Origin of the sequence: Oribacterium sp. HCP28S3_H8, assembly GCF_052064775.1 — a bacterium.
In the GTDB taxonomy this organism is placed as follows: domain Bacteria; phylum Bacillota; class Clostridia; order Lachnospirales; family Lachnospiraceae; genus Oribacterium.
The window spans coordinates 111,259-128,073 of record NZ_JBQHUZ010000007.1; the positions used below are offsets into that span (position 1 = coordinate 111,259).

28 protein-coding genes are annotated in these 16,815 nt (G+C 44.0%); all 28 read right to left on the minus strand.

Annotated features, from left to right (window positions below):
* Positions 1-14: 14 nt before the first annotated feature.
* Positions 15-140, minus strand: a complete 126-nt coding sequence (locus ACTNEN_RS09595; protein WP_441206099.1) for a hypothetical protein — start codon at positions 138-140, stop codon at positions 15-17.
* A complete protein-coding gene (locus ACTNEN_RS09600) occupies positions 137-1,777 on the minus strand; it encodes a phage minor capsid protein (protein WP_441206100.1) in 1,641 nt (546 codons plus the stop codon). Before ACTNEN_RS09600 ends, ACTNEN_RS09595 begins: the two co-directional genes overlap by 4 nt.
* A 179-nt stretch (positions 1,778-1,956) precedes the next feature.
* On the minus strand, positions 1,957-3,531 hold the full coding sequence (locus ACTNEN_RS09605) for a phage portal protein (RefSeq protein WP_441206101.1): 1,575 nt from the start codon (positions 3,529-3,531) through the stop codon (positions 1,957-1,959).
* Positions 3,528-4,892 (minus strand): terminase, encoded by a 1,365-nt coding sequence (locus ACTNEN_RS09610; RefSeq protein WP_441206102.1) that lies wholly within the window; start codon positions 4,890-4,892, stop codon positions 3,528-3,530. The genes ACTNEN_RS09605 and ACTNEN_RS09610 overlap by 4 nt, the downstream gene beginning before the upstream one ends.
* Complete coding sequence (locus ACTNEN_RS09615) at positions 4,892-5,398, minus strand: terminase small subunit (protein WP_441206104.1); 507 nt, start codon at positions 5,396-5,398, stop codon at positions 4,892-4,894. Before ACTNEN_RS09615 ends, ACTNEN_RS09610 begins: the two co-directional genes overlap by 1 nt.
* 291 nt (positions 5,399-5,689) lie before the next feature.
* A complete protein-coding gene (locus tag ACTNEN_RS09620; protein WP_441206106.1) occupies positions 5,690-5,884 on the minus strand; it encodes a hypothetical protein in 195 nt (64 codons plus the stop codon).
* A gap of 453 nt (positions 5,885-6,337) precedes the next feature.
* On the minus strand, positions 6,338-6,754 hold the full coding sequence (locus ACTNEN_RS09625; RefSeq protein WP_441206107.1) for a hypothetical protein: 417 nt from the start codon (positions 6,752-6,754) through the stop codon (positions 6,338-6,340).
* A gap of 25 nt (positions 6,755-6,779) precedes the next feature.
* The gene (locus tag ACTNEN_RS09630) at positions 6,780-7,112 is read right to left on the minus strand and encodes a hypothetical protein (protein ID WP_441206108.1); all 333 of its coding nucleotides are present in this window, start codon (positions 7,110-7,112) and stop codon (positions 6,780-6,782) included.
* A gap of 20 nt (positions 7,113-7,132) precedes the next feature.
* Positions 7,133-7,312 carry a hypothetical protein gene (locus ACTNEN_RS09635; protein ID WP_441206109.1) on the minus strand — a complete coding sequence of 60 codons (180 nt, stop codon included), beginning with the start codon at positions 7,310-7,312 and terminating at the stop codon, positions 7,133-7,135.
* A 12-nt stretch (positions 7,313-7,324) separates the two neighbouring features.
* Positions 7,325-7,597 (minus strand): hypothetical protein, encoded by a 273-nt coding sequence (locus ACTNEN_RS09640; RefSeq protein ID WP_441206110.1) that lies wholly within the window; start codon positions 7,595-7,597, stop codon positions 7,325-7,327.
* Positions 7,598-7,763: 166 nt separating this feature from the next.
* Positions 7,764-8,255 carry a hypothetical protein gene (locus ACTNEN_RS09645; RefSeq protein ID WP_441206111.1) on the minus strand — a complete coding sequence of 164 codons (492 nt, stop codon included), beginning with the start codon at positions 8,253-8,255 and terminating at the stop codon, positions 7,764-7,766.
* 39 nt (positions 8,256-8,294) lie between these two features.
* Entirely contained in the window at positions 8,295-8,441 is a 147-nt protein-coding gene (locus tag ACTNEN_RS09650; RefSeq protein WP_441206113.1) for a hypothetical protein, read from the minus strand.
* Between the two features lie 60 nt (positions 8,442-8,501).
* Positions 8,502-8,777 carry a hypothetical protein gene (locus ACTNEN_RS09655; RefSeq protein ID WP_441206114.1) on the minus strand — a complete coding sequence of 92 codons (276 nt, stop codon included), beginning with the start codon at positions 8,775-8,777 and terminating at the stop codon, positions 8,502-8,504.
* A gap of 15 nt (positions 8,778-8,792) precedes the next feature.
* Positions 8,793-10,511 (minus strand): N-6 DNA methylase, encoded by a 1,719-nt coding sequence (locus ACTNEN_RS09660; protein ID WP_441206115.1) that lies wholly within the window; start codon positions 10,509-10,511, stop codon positions 8,793-8,795.
* Between the two features lie 152 nt (positions 10,512-10,663).
* On the minus strand, positions 10,664-10,999 hold the full coding sequence (locus ACTNEN_RS09665; RefSeq protein WP_441206116.1) for a hypothetical protein: 336 nt from the start codon (positions 10,997-10,999) through the stop codon (positions 10,664-10,666).
* Positions 10,986-11,243 carry a hypothetical protein gene (locus ACTNEN_RS09670; protein WP_441206117.1) on the minus strand — a complete coding sequence of 86 codons (258 nt, stop codon included), beginning with the start codon at positions 11,241-11,243 and terminating at the stop codon, positions 10,986-10,988. Before ACTNEN_RS09670 ends, ACTNEN_RS09665 begins: the two co-directional genes overlap by 14 nt.
* 510 nt (positions 11,244-11,753) lie before the next feature.
* Positions 11,754-12,074: a hypothetical protein gene (locus tag ACTNEN_RS09675; protein WP_441206118.1), complete on the minus strand. Its 321-nt coding sequence runs from the start codon at positions 12,072-12,074 to the stop codon at positions 11,754-11,756.
* A complete protein-coding gene (locus ACTNEN_RS09680) occupies positions 12,058-12,183 on the minus strand; it encodes a hypothetical protein (protein ID WP_441206119.1) in 126 nt (41 codons plus the stop codon). Before ACTNEN_RS09680 ends, ACTNEN_RS09675 begins: the two co-directional genes overlap by 17 nt.
* Before the next feature lie 21 nt (positions 12,184-12,204).
* Complete coding sequence (locus ACTNEN_RS09685; RefSeq protein WP_441206120.1) at positions 12,205-12,609, minus strand: single-stranded DNA-binding protein; 405 nt, start codon at positions 12,607-12,609, stop codon at positions 12,205-12,207.
* On the minus strand, positions 12,606-13,130 hold the full coding sequence (locus ACTNEN_RS09690; protein WP_441206122.1) for a replicative helicase loader/inhibitor: 525 nt from the start codon (positions 13,128-13,130) through the stop codon (positions 12,606-12,608). Before ACTNEN_RS09690 ends, ACTNEN_RS09685 begins: the two co-directional genes overlap by 4 nt.
* Entirely contained in the window at positions 13,127-13,861 is a 735-nt protein-coding gene (locus tag ACTNEN_RS09695) for a DUF6291 domain-containing protein (protein WP_441206124.1), read from the minus strand. Before ACTNEN_RS09695 ends, ACTNEN_RS09690 begins: the two co-directional genes overlap by 4 nt.
* Complete coding sequence (locus ACTNEN_RS09700) at positions 13,861-14,142, minus strand: hypothetical protein (RefSeq protein WP_441206125.1); 282 nt, start codon at positions 14,140-14,142, stop codon at positions 13,861-13,863. The genes ACTNEN_RS09695 and ACTNEN_RS09700 overlap by 1 nt, the downstream gene beginning before the upstream one ends.
* Positions 14,129-14,485: a hypothetical protein gene (locus ACTNEN_RS09705; RefSeq protein ID WP_441206126.1), complete on the minus strand. Its 357-nt coding sequence runs from the start codon at positions 14,483-14,485 to the stop codon at positions 14,129-14,131. The genes ACTNEN_RS09700 and ACTNEN_RS09705 overlap by 14 nt, the downstream gene beginning before the upstream one ends.
* Positions 14,466-14,966 (minus strand): hypothetical protein, encoded by a 501-nt coding sequence (locus tag ACTNEN_RS09710; RefSeq protein ID WP_441206127.1) that lies wholly within the window; start codon positions 14,964-14,966, stop codon positions 14,466-14,468. The genes ACTNEN_RS09705 and ACTNEN_RS09710 overlap by 20 nt, the downstream gene beginning before the upstream one ends.
* Positions 14,926-15,606 carry a hypothetical protein gene (locus tag ACTNEN_RS09715; RefSeq protein ID WP_441206128.1) on the minus strand — a complete coding sequence of 227 codons (681 nt, stop codon included), beginning with the start codon at positions 15,604-15,606 and terminating at the stop codon, positions 14,926-14,928. Before ACTNEN_RS09715 ends, ACTNEN_RS09710 begins: the two co-directional genes overlap by 41 nt.
* An 18-nt stretch (positions 15,607-15,624) precedes the next feature.
* On the minus strand, positions 15,625-16,122 hold the full coding sequence (locus ACTNEN_RS09720; protein WP_441206129.1) for a siphovirus Gp157 family protein: 498 nt from the start codon (positions 16,120-16,122) through the stop codon (positions 15,625-15,627).
* Positions 16,123-16,338 (minus strand): hypothetical protein, encoded by a 216-nt coding sequence (locus ACTNEN_RS09725; RefSeq protein WP_441206130.1) that lies wholly within the window; start codon positions 16,336-16,338, stop codon positions 16,123-16,125.
* On the minus strand, positions 16,335-16,775 hold the full coding sequence (locus tag ACTNEN_RS09730) for a hypothetical protein (RefSeq protein ID WP_441206131.1): 441 nt from the start codon (positions 16,773-16,775) through the stop codon (positions 16,335-16,337). The genes ACTNEN_RS09725 and ACTNEN_RS09730 overlap by 4 nt, the downstream gene beginning before the upstream one ends.
* Positions 16,776-16,815: the final 40 nt, after the last annotated feature.

The window sequence follows — 16,815 nt, forward strand, 5'->3', positions numbered from 1 at the left end:
ACTGACTGATGGCATCAAATACGCCCTTCTTTTTTTAACTCTTCGAGTTCTTTCTTGGTAAGGTCGCGCCCTACGATGTACTCCTTAGACAAGGCATCGAGGTGCTCTTCAAGAGACGGTTTGTCATTGGATTTTTTCATTTTATCACCTCTAAAATCACATTGTTTCCTTGTCTTGATAATACTCTAAAAATTGTTCCTTTGTCAATCAATACTTCGCGTTGATTAGGAAACAGGCTTAACGACTCCACGTATGCAGCCCTCGATTCACCTCTTACGTAAATCGTAAAATGATAATTTCCCTTCAATGCTCTCGTTTCAATAGCCGACGTACTTGTAAACGGGTCAACCTTAAAAATTTCTCCTCTCTCTTTACCGACACTAAGGTCGTAATCGCTTCCCCTGAATACAACGATGTTTCTCCTCAACCGGTTTTTGTTTATTGAAGAACTTATTGCGTCAGCATATCTCTGTAACCTTTCATCTGTATCTCTCTTGAAAAGCATAGAATTAATCCGTTCAAAGAATCGGTCATGCTTTTTATCTCCCGGATTAAAAGTATACTTCTGAATTGCAATCTTCTCAAAATCCGTAAGTGCGCTGATCCATCCCTCAGAATCCTTTCGAAGAATTTCAACTACCTGCGATGTTTTTACTGCATTAAAACCTTCTCTAAACCGCTGGAGTTCAACATATTCTTCCGCACTTTTCTCACCGGTTTTAAAACGCACATGTTTCCACTGCTCAGCCCTTTTCCCATACACCCTCTTATTTTCCGGATCCAGTGAATACTCTGAAAGCCTGGCAAACTTTTCCATCTGCCTCTGTGCATATTGTTCCTTTGTCTCACGCCGTTCATTATCTTCTATCTCTTGGATTTCCGAACGTGTGTACTTTGCATCCGGCGGAGTACTGATACCAGGGAAATACGTTGTATGGCTGTCCTTGCATCTTGGATGGTAAAGACCTGCTGCTATTGCTGTACTAAGCAATGGATAATTTCCGTCAGAAGCTTTCCCTCCGCTCCATACATCGTCAATAAATACCTTGCCGACAAACGGCAGACAATGTGGACAGGGATTTGACCGCTTATTGACAATTACGGTATGGATTCCCCATTTCCGTCTGACCTCACCCTCTCCCTGAAGGTATGCCCGCTTGCTGGCAGTGCGGATTGCCATGTCTGCGTAATCTGAAAGCGTGTGCCTTGCACCGTTAGCGTATTCTATGCAATTAAGACCTCTGGACAACATATCCTTGGTTGCCATATCCACGGCCTGCTCATAGGTTCCTGCGCCACTGTTGGCATATACCTGCGCATTGTAGATTGCTTTCCTGTAATCATCATCAGCTTTGCGGAGAATCGCGATTTCCGCCCTCTCCATATCCTGAGTGACGGATTTTATCAGCGCTTCCAACTTCCGTTGGTTCAACATAAAGAACTTTCCACTCATGGTTTCGGATGCAGGTGATGCAATGAATCCCTTACGGATTGCTTCCAGGATTCTGATTTCCTGGCTCATTCCTCCACGATTCTTGGCTTCCCGGATCATTTCCTCAATAGATCGGTTGATGCTCTGGAACCGTTCGGAAAAGCGTTTCTGATTATCCCTTTTATACTTCTCAAGATATTTCAACTGTTCAACCTGCCACTGCGTCCACTGTATCCCTTCTTTGGTTTCTTCTGCCCTGTGATGATCCAGGTTACGGATCATGGACGCGATCAGCTGATTTTCGATAGCGGCGAACGCTTTAGAAATGTCATATTCATGTTGCACTCATCAACGCCCCTTCCGCAGCATACTTTGCAAGATGTTCTTTATTCGCATACACCTTGAAACCCTGAGAGCTGAACTTACGGATTAACGACTTTAGCTGAGTAATGCTTACGCACCGATCATTCCTAAGTTCTGCATAATCACTCTTTTCAATAGCGTAAATTCCAAACGGCACCTGCTCACTTGCGATTTGCAGGAGCTTTCTGTACTCCGTCTTTCCCATCTTGTACAGGTGGTTCATTACCTTCACTTTCATTGTCATCCTCCAAACTTACGGAAAATTCTCCTGCATCCATGCTGACAGATGGATCCTGCATTGCCGTAACACCCTGCTCAGCCTTAAGACGTTCGATCTCTTCCTGTTTCCACTCATCATCCTTACTGTCTCCGTACAGCTCCTCAACCTGTGCTTCAATAGACATCATCGCTGTGCCGGGTCTTGCTTTGGCAAGGGTCTCAACCTGTGCTTCAAAGGACGGATTAGCATATTCTCCAAACGGAAGCGTTACCTTAACGTCTTCCGGCGCTTTATGATGTAAAACATTCTCTGCATTGATACACTGGCTGATAAGATCTGGAATCTGTGCTTGCATTGCGTCCACAATTGCCTGACGTGTATACAACGTGGTCTTTTCCTTTTCTCTCTGAGCTTCTGCATTATCCAGTTTCTTTGTATCAATACCAAGCGTTGATGGGCTAATGATTCCCTGCAGGCAGAGATCCAAGGCTGTGACATATGATGCAAGGTAACTGTCATGTGGGATTGCAGGCTGTTCTGTCTGAATCGTATTTTTTCCGTTCTCGCTCATATTGTCAGAACCGGCAATAAACCGGTTGTCAAATGAGTTCGGACGCATCAGTTCTCCGGTATTGGGGTTCCTCGGAATACAGGATTCCGGAACATACGTCTTTGCACGTCCCGCCCGAAGAGCATCCATCCACTGAGACCAGATTTCGTCAAATGAATCAAAATTATCCAGCTTACTGTCAAAGATACTCCCGCCTCTGCCTTCAAAACGTGCGTTCTTAAATATCATGAATGGCACAGCAAGCATCAGACCTTCATCAAACTGCCAGTCTGTTACTCCTGCTGTCGGAGGATAGGTCTTTATGTCCTGCAAAGTGTCACCCTTGTACAGCTCATGATGGATGTATCCTTTTCCGTAATGTGCAAGCAGGACATGATTGTCCGGATACGGAATCCGGATCACAATTTCATGGATTCTTCTGTATTTGCGGATGTACTCCACACGTTCACCCGGGACCCACTCAATAATCGGATGCTTACTTTCCGAGGTATCCAGGATGATACGGAAAACTCCATCACCAACCGTCAGTGCGTCTCTTAGTGCATCCTCCATGATGGAACGGAAGTTGTTTTCCTTATCGATTTCCTCCCAGGTTTGGCTCTGTACATCATTATCAAAGTCAAAATCATACATATCTGCCAAAGTGATAGCACATAAGGTATTTACGATAAGCTTTGGCAGTCCGGTATGGATCTTTCTGATCTCCATGCCAGGTGTCGATTTGCACGCCCAGAACTTGAACCGGTCCGCATACTCCTGACACTGCGCATACATCTGCTGAAGCTCACTGCTGTCTCCTCTGTACCATATCCGGTTACGAATCGCACAAAGGTCAAAGTCTGCAAGCTCCTGAATCTGAATGTTATAAGGGCTTGACGGCTGGATCTGCAGCCAGGACCGTACCGTCCTTTTTAATTTGTCATTAATGTTATCCAACCAATTCACTCCTCTTTCTCCTCTGTTCCAATTATCTTTCTGAATGGGATCCAACCATACTGTGACGCATTAATCGTATGATCATGTCCGTCTTCCGGTTCATCTTTATCCTCTTTCCAGGAATAAGTATTCAGCTCTCGGATATGCTCCGGGCAATCAGTTGATACCAGGTATTTTCCCTGCACCATCCAACCAAGAACAAGCTTGATACGGTCAATAATTGCCACTTTCTTGTAGCTGTTGTAAAAATCATAAATGCATCCGTTCAGGCGCTTGTATTTCTGAAGCTCCGTAATGGTCGCCTGATCTGCCGAATCAACAAATACATCTCTGCCAAATCCGTATTCCTTCCGGCATTCCTCCAGGAATGAGAGAAACTTAACCACCGTATCTGACGGTGCTATCGGATTGGACAGATCCCGGTTGTTATAAACCTTTTCCTTAAGGTCGATCAGCCTACGGTCCTCTGTGATTCCCATAAACATCATCGCGATGGTGTCCGGTGACTTACTGGAATACGCCGTATCAAGTCCGGTTGTGAAACGCTGGAATTTAATCCTTCCTGCCTTTATTTCAGCCTTTATCCACTCAGGGGTAACAATCATTGTCTTTTCATCAAAAACAGGAAATACAAGTCCTGTGGCACGTCCTCTAAGCCCTTGAATCTTGTTCTTCCAGATCTTTGTGCCGCGGGGCGTATTCATCATGATCTGATCCAGCTTATCCTTGGTCAGAGTGGCATTATCGGCAAAAGAAAAGAACCAGTGCACCCATCCGGGCTTTGGTTCTTCTCGTAGCTCATCTTTTATTTCCTGTGGCGTCTCTTTTTCCCATTCCGAAAGTGGTCTCGCGTGATTGATGTACTCCTTATAGACCGGAAGTGACGGATCATCCGGGTTAAGCGTTGCCATAAGATAATCGCATCGCATTGCTGCCTCTCGGACAAAGTCAATATCTGCCGTATTGATCTCGTCAATGTACAAGCATCCGTACTGTCCGCCAAGCGCCTTCTGCCACTTCTGCTTATCTCCATATCCAAGCACATAGATGATCTTATCTCCCTTACTGGTATGCAGAATTATATGCGGAATCTTATCATCCTTAGACCCGTTGCCGTTATACTCTGTCAGAATACCGAAATCATCCAGGATGCCAAGGTCTTTGTTGATGATGTTTTTCTCAGCAGTACCGGTATCCTTGGCTGCCAGGATGTGAAGCTTTTTAGATGATTCTGCACACTTAAGGACAAACTTGAAAAGCCCGACGGTGGTCTTGCCAGCATATGTTGTTCCTTCAAGGAACTCTGCAGAAGCTTTGCACCGGATAAAAGCCTTGTATTTCTCTGACAATAGCAACCGGTCAGTACTCATTACTTACTCTCCTGCATCTGACCGATCATATCGTCCAACCTGGATTTCTCTGTCTGAATCTCGGATATTTCAACTTTATTCACCCATGACCCCATATGTCTGCCAAGCAGCTCAAGCGCGCTTTCTTTGTCATTCATTTTAATTTCAATATTTCCAAACTTATCTACCTTAATCCCGGCAATGGCTTTCTTTTGCGAATCAGTTAATTCGGAAGTATCTTTTACTCGAACATTTCCATTACTGATTGATACAATATCAGTAACATCTGTGAACGCGATTGCCGCAAGCTCCTGGAGCACACGATCCTGTGTAATCTCTGTTCGCTTCTGACGCTCTTCCATGCGTTCAGAAATATAAGCTGAAACCTTAGTATTTCTTAGCAACTTACTAGCGTTTACAGCAGCTGCCTCATCTCGCTTTACGGAAGGATACGCAACCCGGTAAGCCCGTGTAGCGTTTAAATCAATCAGGTACTCATCTGCAAATCTTTTTTGTTTTTCCGTCACTCAGGCTCACCTCCAATCTGATTAATTTTTCCAACCAAAAAGGACAGCCGGTTAAGCTGTCCTCATTTGTATTACTGTTTATAAGGCGGTCACTCAGGACCGCCTCAGGTATTTTTATCCCGGCTTAAAATCCTGTATCCGGTCGTTACGTGAGAAGTGTTAAGTCCCAGGCAACTGTTTAGCAAAACAATGGTAAAAGAAAAGAGAGGTGATACCTCCGTCTCCATGATCGGCAGTATCGCTCCTCTCAATTTTCTATGCTACCAATATATCAGAATTCTTAGTGACATTCTATGACATTTTTTTAGTAGTTTCCACAAACTCTTGCATCATCTTGGTAAGCTGTGATGCCTGCGAGACTCCGGCAGATTCACAAGCAGTGGCAAATGCTTCCACAATATCTTTTTTAAGCTTGTAGCTTTTGGATACATATCCGGCTTTTCTGTTCCACCGGTCCTGCGGTCGTTCTTTCTTAATCTCTGTCATGATCTTACTCCCTGTTTCTTAGTAATGCGATAATTATCTTTACTATTGCACAACAAATGAAAAATATGCCCAAAAATTTTAACGCAGTCATAATCTTTTCAAAAATCCGATTCCGTGTTATTCTTTTTACGTAGGGAGCCCTTCTGAACTCCCTACGTTGTCTGATTAATTGATGTGAAGGTTAATTAATCAGTTTATCGATAATCAAGAGGATTATCCCGATTATCAGCTCTACCAAGGCATTTATAAGTCGCTCTTTGGTAGAGCTTTTAATTTTTGGAATCTTCATTTTGTTTCCTCCTTTCTTCCTTTGATGGTTTAATTATATCATACTGTACACCGTATGTCAACTAAAATATGTATACCGTATAAATAATTTTAGCCGATGCATTTTGCACCGTCTTTAATTTAATCATTAACGTGAAATTTGATACAAATAATTTGTGAACTTATCTAGTTGATATACATCTTACTGAATGCCACAAGGGCATCACCATGGATACGGAAAATATGTCGTATGGACTCATGCATGTTAGATGCTATAGTCTCCCATCTCTCACAATCCACATACCTAAGAGTCAGGATCTCAATGTATCTGGTATCCGGCAATGATCGGATCTCTTCAAGGATCCTTCCCTTGTCTCTTTGCAGCTTGACTGTATCAGTGATAAGTCTCCTCTGCATCTCGTCAAGCCTTGCTATGCCTTCCGATAGTGAGTCCACTGGTGAAGACTGCACCTTGTCGCCGGAATAGTCGATAGCTCTGAGACCTCCTATTTCACTTTCAAGCTCTGCTATCCGGCGCTTGTTGCTTTCAATCTCCCTGGATAACTTATAGACTTGTGATAAGTATTCTTTCGCTGTCATCATTCACCTATCTGCTGTAATCGCTGCCTTACTGTATCTGTAAATCAATGCCGAGTTCATCCATGGCCATCCGTCTGAAATCGGTGCTTTTCAGCTCTCCGCTTTGCCACTTCTCCAGCTGGCTGTCGATGTTCTGATAGACTCGCATGACTCGAATAGCTCCGAAACCGTATTCCTGTTTGAGTGCCAAGCCGATCAGATAGTACATGGCGCTGACCAAATCATGAGTATCTTTATCGACAGCTCGGTTATGCAACTGCTCATACACCTCAGATGATGCACGTTTGATCTCCGCCATTGGATTTTTGTCTCTCAAAAGTTTCCGCTCCATAGCCCTGCGATATTTTCTGCTAAGACTCATCGTTTTCCTCCATGTTCACTTTAACGAATTATCCTTGATTCCTTGAATGCATCATCCATCATCTGCGCTGTTTCTGATTCATAATTTCCACATGCTCCAGTATAGTCGATGTCTGCAAGAACTCTTTGGAAAAATTCATCGAATCTGTCTCTTTTATAATCGCTTTCAAATTCGCTCGGTATCTCTAACTGTATAATCATTCTTCCTCCCTCTCATTTCCTGCGTGGCTTTTTCTGATCTCTCCCACCGTATCGGTACGTCTGACCGTTTACTGACTGGATGTCCCAACGGTTTACAGTCTCCTCAACGATCTTTCTTTTCACCACAATGAACTGTCGGTGAACTCTAATGCATCTTCCGAAGCTTGTCCCTATGGAGACCGTGGACTCAAAGCTGTCAAAGGTTATCCAATTACCAGGTTTGATGTGGTTTCGGCAATCTGCATCTGCTTGGGTGAGACCTCCTAGAAGTTCTTTTCCTTTCACCGCTTCACCTCCGGGATGATTCCATCAATTTTTGCACTGCAGGCGGGACAAAAGATCGGGGTATAATTGATGCATCCCGGGAACGCGAAAATCATGTGGCAGCTGGTACACTCCAGTTCAAAACTATGTGAGGTTGCCTGGTGTTTCTTCCATAGGGCGTGGATCTTCATAGCCCTAACTCCTCAACCGTGTACTCTTTGTATCTTTCCATGCCATTGTACATGATTCCGGCTTCAAACCACGGAAAGAGTGTCTTGTCTCCATTCTTACAATAAATTGCAATAAATTCTCGGCTCGGATATGAAATACACTTACTTATGCTCTTTACATTATCTCTGAACGGTCTGATCACTGCGCTCAAATATCGCTGCTCTGCATCATCAAGAATCTGCGGATGAACGATGTTCTCAAGGCTGACAGGCTCTTTATCGACACACGTAACGTTTTGAAAAATAGAAACTTGTATTGTACAGATCTGGTCATATTCGCCATCGTATTGCCACGTATCATCACTTGTATCCCTATCATAATTTTTATGCGGCTTATCTTTATATACGTAAAGGTCTCCGCAGGTCTCTCTTACAAGCCACTTATAGCCCCCTTTAAGCAGGTTCTTTGCTGTCTGAATTTCAATATCGTTGTATTTATTCATTGCCATGTTTTCTAGCCCTCTATACTTTTCTAAATTAGTTGCAAGTTAGTTGCAAGTCTCTTGCTCTAGTGCTTTGATAGCCATGTCAAGTGCATCTGCATCATAAGATGTAACATAACACACTGCATTTTCATCCTCAGTACATTCTTCTAAAATCATTTTTATTCTTTCTATTGCTTCTTCTCTAGTCATCTTTCTCCTTTCTCTCTAGTGCAAAAATCTCAGATTTTTTGGACTTACCAGCCCGTTAGTTCAATCCTCGCCAAAAACTCTGTTAAATACCTCTTCGCCGCAGTATTTGAGTACGCAGTAGTAAATCTCTTCAAGAGTAAACGTAGTCGGCTTATTCTGGGCTTTCGCTGCTTCATAGAGCTTACTGACAGAAAAGTATATAGCGTAGTCGTTCTCGCTCATTCGCTCACCGTTACTAAGTCTCAGCTCGCCGGTATCGAAGCCATGCTCGCAAATGGCCATAAACTCTTGAAAATTCATATCGTCGATGCTCATCGGGTTCTTCTTATCATTCATTGTTTGCCTCCTTGCTCAGCAGAACATATTTTCAAGATGATATTTCTTCACGTCCTTCAGTCTCTCTGTGGCCTGGTCCTCCGTACTGTCCAGCATTTCAAATTTGTCCAGGATGTCCGCTATCGTCTTTTGCGTGTTTTGATCCGTATGGACTTTCAGCCTCATCATTTTGAAAATTTCTGGATTAATATTTAATCCCGTTTGAAATCTTTCGAGAAAATGCGGCATTGCGAGTCGCATGACATAGTACAGATACTTCGGATATATATTTTTGTCCGTCACCTCAAATACTCCATCTTTCGGCTCGACTTTCCCATCGCTCTCAATAAAGCTCATTTGGCCTCGCGTCGCAGATACCTGGATCGTGATGGCTCCAGCTTTGTATGTCTTTCCTTTTCGGCTTCTTTCAAACTTGCATGCATCCATCAGACTGATGATGTGTGTTTTCTTTAGGTTTTCCTTTTCTCTTTCAAGATACTCGAGCACATCTCGCAGCATGTCTGACAATGTGCTGTCCGGCTCCTGAAGCTGATCGATAAGAACAGTCTTTTGGCTTTCATAGTCATCCGGCCCGCGGAGATCCTGTAGCATTTCGGCGAGCTCTCTGCTGATTTTCTGTTCCTGCTTTTCGATCTCTACGATTTCCTTCAGCACATCGTAAAGATTTACCGGTTCCACTTCTTCTGATGTGTCCACGTATCTCGGTATATTGAGATTAAAATCATTATTCTGCATTTCAGAAAAATCTACGACTCTGCAGAATTTTTCAACATCTTTCCGTTCCCGGTACGCATTGACAATTTTGTCCAGATGCTGCTGCGTCATTCTGTTTACTTTTCCGCACTTTTCAAACTGCTTCGATGCGTCAATAAATACTGTTCCCTCCTTGTCTCTGTTCTTCTTCAAGACCATGATACATACAGGAATCTGCGTATTCATAAATTGACCGCCGGCAAGCCCGATCACAGCATCCAGCAAATTATCTTCGATCAGCTTTTTTCTGATGGCTGCTTCGCCCTGCCCTCTGAACAGTACTCCATGCGGTAGTATGAACACCGCCGTCCCTCCGTCCTTTAAATGGTGTAGACCGTGAAGTACGAATGCATAATCTGCTTTTGATTTTGGCGGAAGCCCATAATATCGGAATCTCGCATCATCTTTAAACTGCTCACATTCCTGAAACGCTTGAGAATATGGCGGATTACTTACGACCACATCAGCCCTGAAATCGTCCATACACAGAACTCGCTCTATGTCGCTGAACCTCCCGCGCTTCGTCAATCGGTACACAGTCTTGAATTCATTCGTTAGACAGTTTCCATTCCCGACATATCCTTCAGCACCCCTTATTGACAGATTGAAGAGCAGGAGCATGAGACTGTTTTCGGATAATTCCTGGCAATAAAGCGTCGTCCCTTTCCTGATCAGCGGTATCGTCAGGCCGCCTATTCCCGAACAGCAATCAAATACAGTTTCATACCGATCTGGCACGAGCATTGACACGAGCCTGCAAATTCCGTCCGGCGTATAGTCCTGCATCATTTGTTTTCTATCACTCTGGCTTGACTGAAAATAATCGGTGAACCAGTCGTGTTCTGTATCGCTCTCTAAGCTCAAGAACTTCTCAAACGTCAATTCGCGTTTCTGTCTGTCAAAAAGAATGCCTTCAAGTGCGTCGTGCAACTGGTACGCTTCTTTTATCCCGAAAATCCCATTTATCTGTTCAGCTGTCATTAATCCTCTTTTCTTCCCTTGTCATTTTCTCCATGTTCATTCTCCTTTTGCCTGCTGCTTATCGCTTGCTTTATCTTTCATTTCACTTCTCCTATCCATGGACTAGTCTAAGAAATCCACATTCGTTAGACTAATTTCACTATTGGTTCAATTTATCGCTTATCGCTTGATTTATCGCTTGCATCCATCTTTGCGCCACAATTCGGGCAGTATGCCCAGCCGTTTTCTTTTGGTGTACCATCAATCAACATCTGTATTTCTCCACAGGCCGAGCATTTGTAAGTGTTACTTCCTTCCCCTGTTTCACTCTCATAGGGAATCCAGTGTGCGTGTACTACTGGCTTTACATCCAGTGCCGGAGCAGCCTTGATCTTACCAACGCAATCATCGACCGCTCTGTCGTATGCTTCTTCTATTTCACTGTACTCAACGAGAGCCTTTAAAGACATAAGGTCCCAAATTACTTCGTCTGCGTCAATCGGTCTCATGTAATGTCCTCAATTCCTCTTTAATTTCTTTGTCGTAACAGTCCTTGCAAACGGCATATCCCATGCCGAAAGGCGTGTGGATCTTCCTGCTAGTGTATCCTTGCCCGAACATGATTGGTTTCCCGCACTCGGCACAGTTTACTATGGTATTCATATCAGCTTCAAAAGTAGATACATTCCATTCATCCGGGACTTCGTAGGGATCATACTCATTGGTTTTGTAATTCCATTTACGTAACATCATCCTAACCACCTCTCTTAAAATGTTCCACGCTCTGACGGATGCCCCTCGCCATTTGAATACCTACAGTAGTCGTCGCAGATTTTATCTATTACATCTTGGATAATCTCATAAGCTGTCCTTCCCTTCATAGGTACTTCCATTTGATCCTCCTTTCCAATGGATCCACATACCCGTATCTGATGATCCTTAATGTTTGCTTACTGTACCGTGTAGTTGAATACTCAGGCACAAGCATCATCTTGATAGGGCCGTTCAACCGGTCCCTCTTTGGATCCCTATAACGTCCCATGGACTTTGTAAGGCTAATTGGACCGATAGTCTCAAACTCTACACATAGTCGCATGTCTGCAATCCCAGTCAGGTATGGAATTCTCTCCTCCGGAGGTACTTTATCATCAAAAAAAAAAAAAGCCTTTGCTGTCACAGCAGTTGCCGTACTGTCTCCAATCAACACTGTTTTTAAGGTCAAAGCTCCAGATATATTGCAATAATTCTTTTGGTCCCATGAATCTATATAGTTTCATCGCCACTCCTTGCTATCATTGAACCATCATCCCATTTTTCGGCTGTTCCCGCTTCGGGCGTATATTTTAACCTTCTCAGCCTTTCAGCCTGTTTTTGCCTATTTTCTTCTGATACTACACGTGGGTGAGACACCTTGACGTACTTGACCGGAATGTGAAATACCAGCTCATCAATCTGCTGACATTCATCGTATTCCTGGCAAAGCTTCATACACCTGTTGTATAATGCGGTTCCCATTGGTGCCGTAATCGTGGCTAAGCTATCACCTCTCACCCATTCAATACAAAATTCATTCATGGTTTCCATTCAATTCACCAACTCTTTCTGGATATCCTCCAAGGTCCCTGGCATGCAGTTCTTTGATGTACACCCCTAAAAGGTTAATGGTGAACGCATAATCTGTTTTTTCGCTCATAGGTTTCTCCATTTCGTTTGATTAGTTAAACGGTAAATACGGATCATCTACGTTATCAGGGATTGACATGAATCCATCTGATGCTACCTGTTCCTGTGTGCCACTTGGCTTGCTCTCGGCAAACTCCTGGCTTCCAATGACGACATCTGACGTATATACTTTCTGACCATCCTTGTTGGTGTAGCTTCCGGTCTGTATCCTCCCTGTGATCACCATCTTGGTACCCTTGTGCAGATATTTTTCTGCAAACTCTCCAGATTTGCCGAATGCCACACAGCTTATAAAGTCCGCCTGGGATTCCTGATCTTTCCGTTTGGGTCTGTCCACTGCAAGTGTGTATCTCGCAACGCACATTGCATTGTTTCCCTGGGTATACCTGACATCCGGGTCGCGCGTCAGCCTCCCCATCAAAACCACATTATTCACTTATTTCCCTCCAGTCTTTTAACTGATTTCTCCATCAGTGCCAAAACATCCGGAGAAGTCTTTTTTATCTCGTTCTCTCGTTCACGTACCTGCTGATAGGCTCGCAAGAAATTTGAACTTTCTACACTTTCGTTGTATCCGTCATTCGTTGCCATGCTTGAAAGCTTAGACGGACTCCCAACTGCTTTCTGTACGGCATTTGGAAGCTTATTAAACTCATCAACTGCGTTATAACTGCTGTTACGCATAGCTTTTACAACCAGCGCCCACGCTTGCTGTCCTGTCAGCTCATCCGGAGATGTCAGTTTCATGGCTATCTCCATCAGCTGACCTATGGACGGTGCGAACCCGGTCACATTTGTCCGGATATAGGTTTTCAACGCTGCCAATATCAGCTTGCCGTCTTGATCTTCCAGCATTGCGTGCCAAACATTGACCGTCTCTGTCATGTCCATTGGCTTGAAGGTTGGAAAACTGGCAGCTATTGCTCGGATAATTGCCACAGTCTCATCTCTTGTCATACCTTGCTCCAATCTATCCCTTGCGGCTGTCCTCGAGTTTTAAGCTCAAACAGCCCTTTCCAGCCATTCGTCACCGACTGGTTTAGTATCTCAATCGCCTTTTTCCGGTCCATTACACCATACCGGTCATCAACAGCCAGCTTTTCCAGCTCATTCATGGCAAGCTTAATAGCCCGGCTGCTCATCGGTGACTTCATCACCTTCCGGTTTTCGATGTAACCCTGGAAAGCCTCTTCCAGCTCAGGATCATCTGGGAAATAGACCGGCTTTTCTTTTTGCTTGTTTTTCTTTACACCCGAAGGGTGTTTAACGTCCGAAGGACGTACAGTATCAGTATCAATAACAGTATCAGTATCAATAACAGTAACAGTATCAGTAACAGTAACAGTATCAGTATCAGTATCACTGTTGATTTCATCATGATCACTATCTGATTTCATGTTGATTTCATCATGATTACTATCTGATTTCACATCGATATCAGCCTGTCTACATTTGCGTGCTTCACCAATTCTGTCTACTTTGTCCTGATATTTTTTATCATTGCTATCCATTTCTGGGACAACCACCGTTTCAAAAAACGCTTTGACAGTCGGATCCTTGATGGAATATTCTTCGCCAAGCTGATAATTGCAAATAGCCTTAGTTAGCTGAATGGCCTGCTCATCAGGCAGCTTTGCGATAAATGCCGCCCATGTCGTATACATTAAAAATGATTTCTTCTCAGCCATTACAGATAGCTCCTTCCAAACTCAAAAATAAACTCCCCTCTAGGTCCTATATACTGCTCGTACCATTTCTGGCAAAGCCTGCGCCATGCATTCCACACTTCGCAGTCCGGATTGGCATGAACATAATCATGGAGTGCTGGTCGGATCGCAACCAGGAATCCATAAGCCTCACTGTTCTTCCGGTTCGGACCGTTGAACACATGATGTATGCAGTAATTTCCGGTATCCAGTTTCTCCTGGAAATCTGCCTGTATTACGCTTCTTACGTCACTCTTTTTCATTCCATGCCCCATAAAGATCAATCCAGTCTGACAGTTTCATGGTGACTAGCCATTCCCCACGATCCTTGCGGTGGAAGACTGTCGGCAGTCCGTCCTTGCGTTTAGCCGCTTCTTCAACTGCCTGCTGCATAGCATCATCTACATTTAACCGTTCTTTACGTTTTATCTCCGGATGGATGCCGTCTAATCCGACCATATCAGACTCGTGGTAGAATACTTTTCCTCGCCTTACGTCATATCCCCAGGTATCCCGGATCAGGTTTACAAGCTCAAGTTCTCCCCGCTTGCCCTTATCCCTAGAAGATTTCCCTCGCTTGTGCGGATCAGTCTGCTTTATTGCCACTTTCTAACTCCTTAATCAGTGCATCAATAATCTCATCATCAGGTGTTTCAAGATTCATCTCCCGCATATCCTGTAGTACTCCGTCAATCAGTCTGCTCATTTCCTTACTGTTGTATGTAGAACTCCCAAAGTAGCAGAGCTCATGTGCCATACCATCTCGGGCTCCAAGATCTACAACTACACGGAATTTACTTTTGAGCATTGGTACCGCAGCCGGAATGACCGCAACCTCTGTCCCTACTCCATAACGTTTGATTTCCGTTTCATACATGGTCCAGTTATCCACGTGCAATGCTGCTGCAAGGTCTGTGAGGCAAGCCCACAACATTGCATTCGCATTCAGACTCCGGTGTTTACGGTGAATCTTTAGTTCAATGTCCAGATCCTTGCCAACATATCTCTCGATGTTGGCAAGATCTCCAGCCATGTCTATCCGGATGTCATGCGGGTTTACGCTCTTTATTGTCCCTCTGCATTTCACTTATCTTCCTCATTGTTGCGTCACGGTCTTTAACAGTTACTTTTTCTGGTATCCTTCTAATGGCTTCTTCTGTAGCACCGGAGTTCCGCATTGCAGTTATCAATGTGTCTCGTTCAAGAGCTGATATATATTTCTCTGTAGGCTTTCCGTATGAATACACAAGCCCGCCTTTACTGTCTTCAATCGCAAGATAGCTGATCGTATCAGCGTTATAGTCGATTTTTGCTACTTTGAATCGTGTATAGCACTTGTATTGACCTTTGACTTCTTTCACATCTGCAATGTCTGCAGGAATCCAGATAAATGGAGCTGTGTATAACTCTCTTCCAATTCCCCAGTTAAACCCGGCTCTCTTGAAGGAATCCGAAGCCTGACCTTTTTCTTTTTCGGTATAGCTCTCAGTCCCAACATCTTGCTTGGAAATCCAGTCTCCTGTATCAGGATCCTTTATTGATATCGTGCAATATAGTCTGTCACCAATTAACTGATGGCTTCTCTGCCACCCAAATATTCCGAAAGTTTCGTCCAGGATGTTCTGGTCTACTCTTGCGTCTTTGTAAAGCAAGAGGCTTACGCCCTTCTGATTTACCGTTGCAATCCGGCAGTCGATTTCATCTGCCGTTAAATGCCTAAATTTCATACTTACCTCTTACTCTCTTCATTTAATATTCAAATGCCGCCCACGATCGCCATAGTGTGCAAATGGAAGCTCCTGTCCGGCATCCAGTGCCTCTCTGATCTTGTCGTTGTCCGGGCTCACCTTAATTTCTGTCTTGGTGAACTCGTCTGGTACGATTCCGTCAATCTTCAACGGAAGCTTTCCTCCGTTATTAACAACCTTGATCTTGTGCAGGTCGGTCTTAATCTCTGCCCGACCTGTGATATCCATTGAAGCCATTAATGCATTGTTCATAGCCTTAATGTGGTTCTCAATGGTGCTTTTCAGTGCAGTCAGCCGGTCGATTTCCTGCTCAATGACAGTGATCCGTCCCTTGAGCTGGGTCTGTACTGCACAATAGCCGTCTGCTTTATGATCAATTTCCCCAAGGACTCCCTCCATGGTGTCCTTGAAGGTCTGCTCGTCTTCCGGATCCATGGAGGATGCAAGGTCAAGTAACTGCTGATATTCTTCCGTGAGTGAAAATAACGTATCCATTTAGTCCTCCCAGTTTGGGTCATAGATATTAGCAGATACCCAGTTTTCCGGATGAAAGTCGTAATCATCGACTGCATCGTTGTGAAGTATCTGCATAACCAACTGCTTAGCCGTTTCAACCGCATCAGCCCGCCAGGTAGCTTCTACTGTGACGGTGATGTCTACGGTCAGAGTAACCTGGACATCTCTGTCTACCGGCTCCTCGTCCCAGATCACGCTGTCACCTCCTGAGACTCTCTTTTTAAAGCCTTCCGGAGTTTTCTTTTCATGCTTGTAAGCTTTTCTTTTTCGGTCTTGATCGTCTCTTCCTGCTCGATGATGTCCCTCTGCAGGACCTCGGATTCTTTTTTCTCATTTAATGTATGCTGACAGTAACTTTTGAGAGAACTAATAAAATCTTCCTTGATTGGTTCATCGACATAGACTGAAAAACTTTTTTTGAAATCAGAACCTACCCCAGTAGAATCAGTGCCCCATCCATCTGGATAGACGTCTATGTTAATCTGTGAAACATGTCCAGAAAAATACATAAACACTGTCGGCAGTGTTCCAGTCTCTGCCCTCTGACGACTATATAAACTGTTGGTGTCCAGGACGATGTCCAGGATCTCATGCAGTTTCTTACGGTTTTCAAGTTCCTGTTCTTTTGTCATTTTCTTTTCCTCCATTTTTGTGATACTATGGAAGACGGAT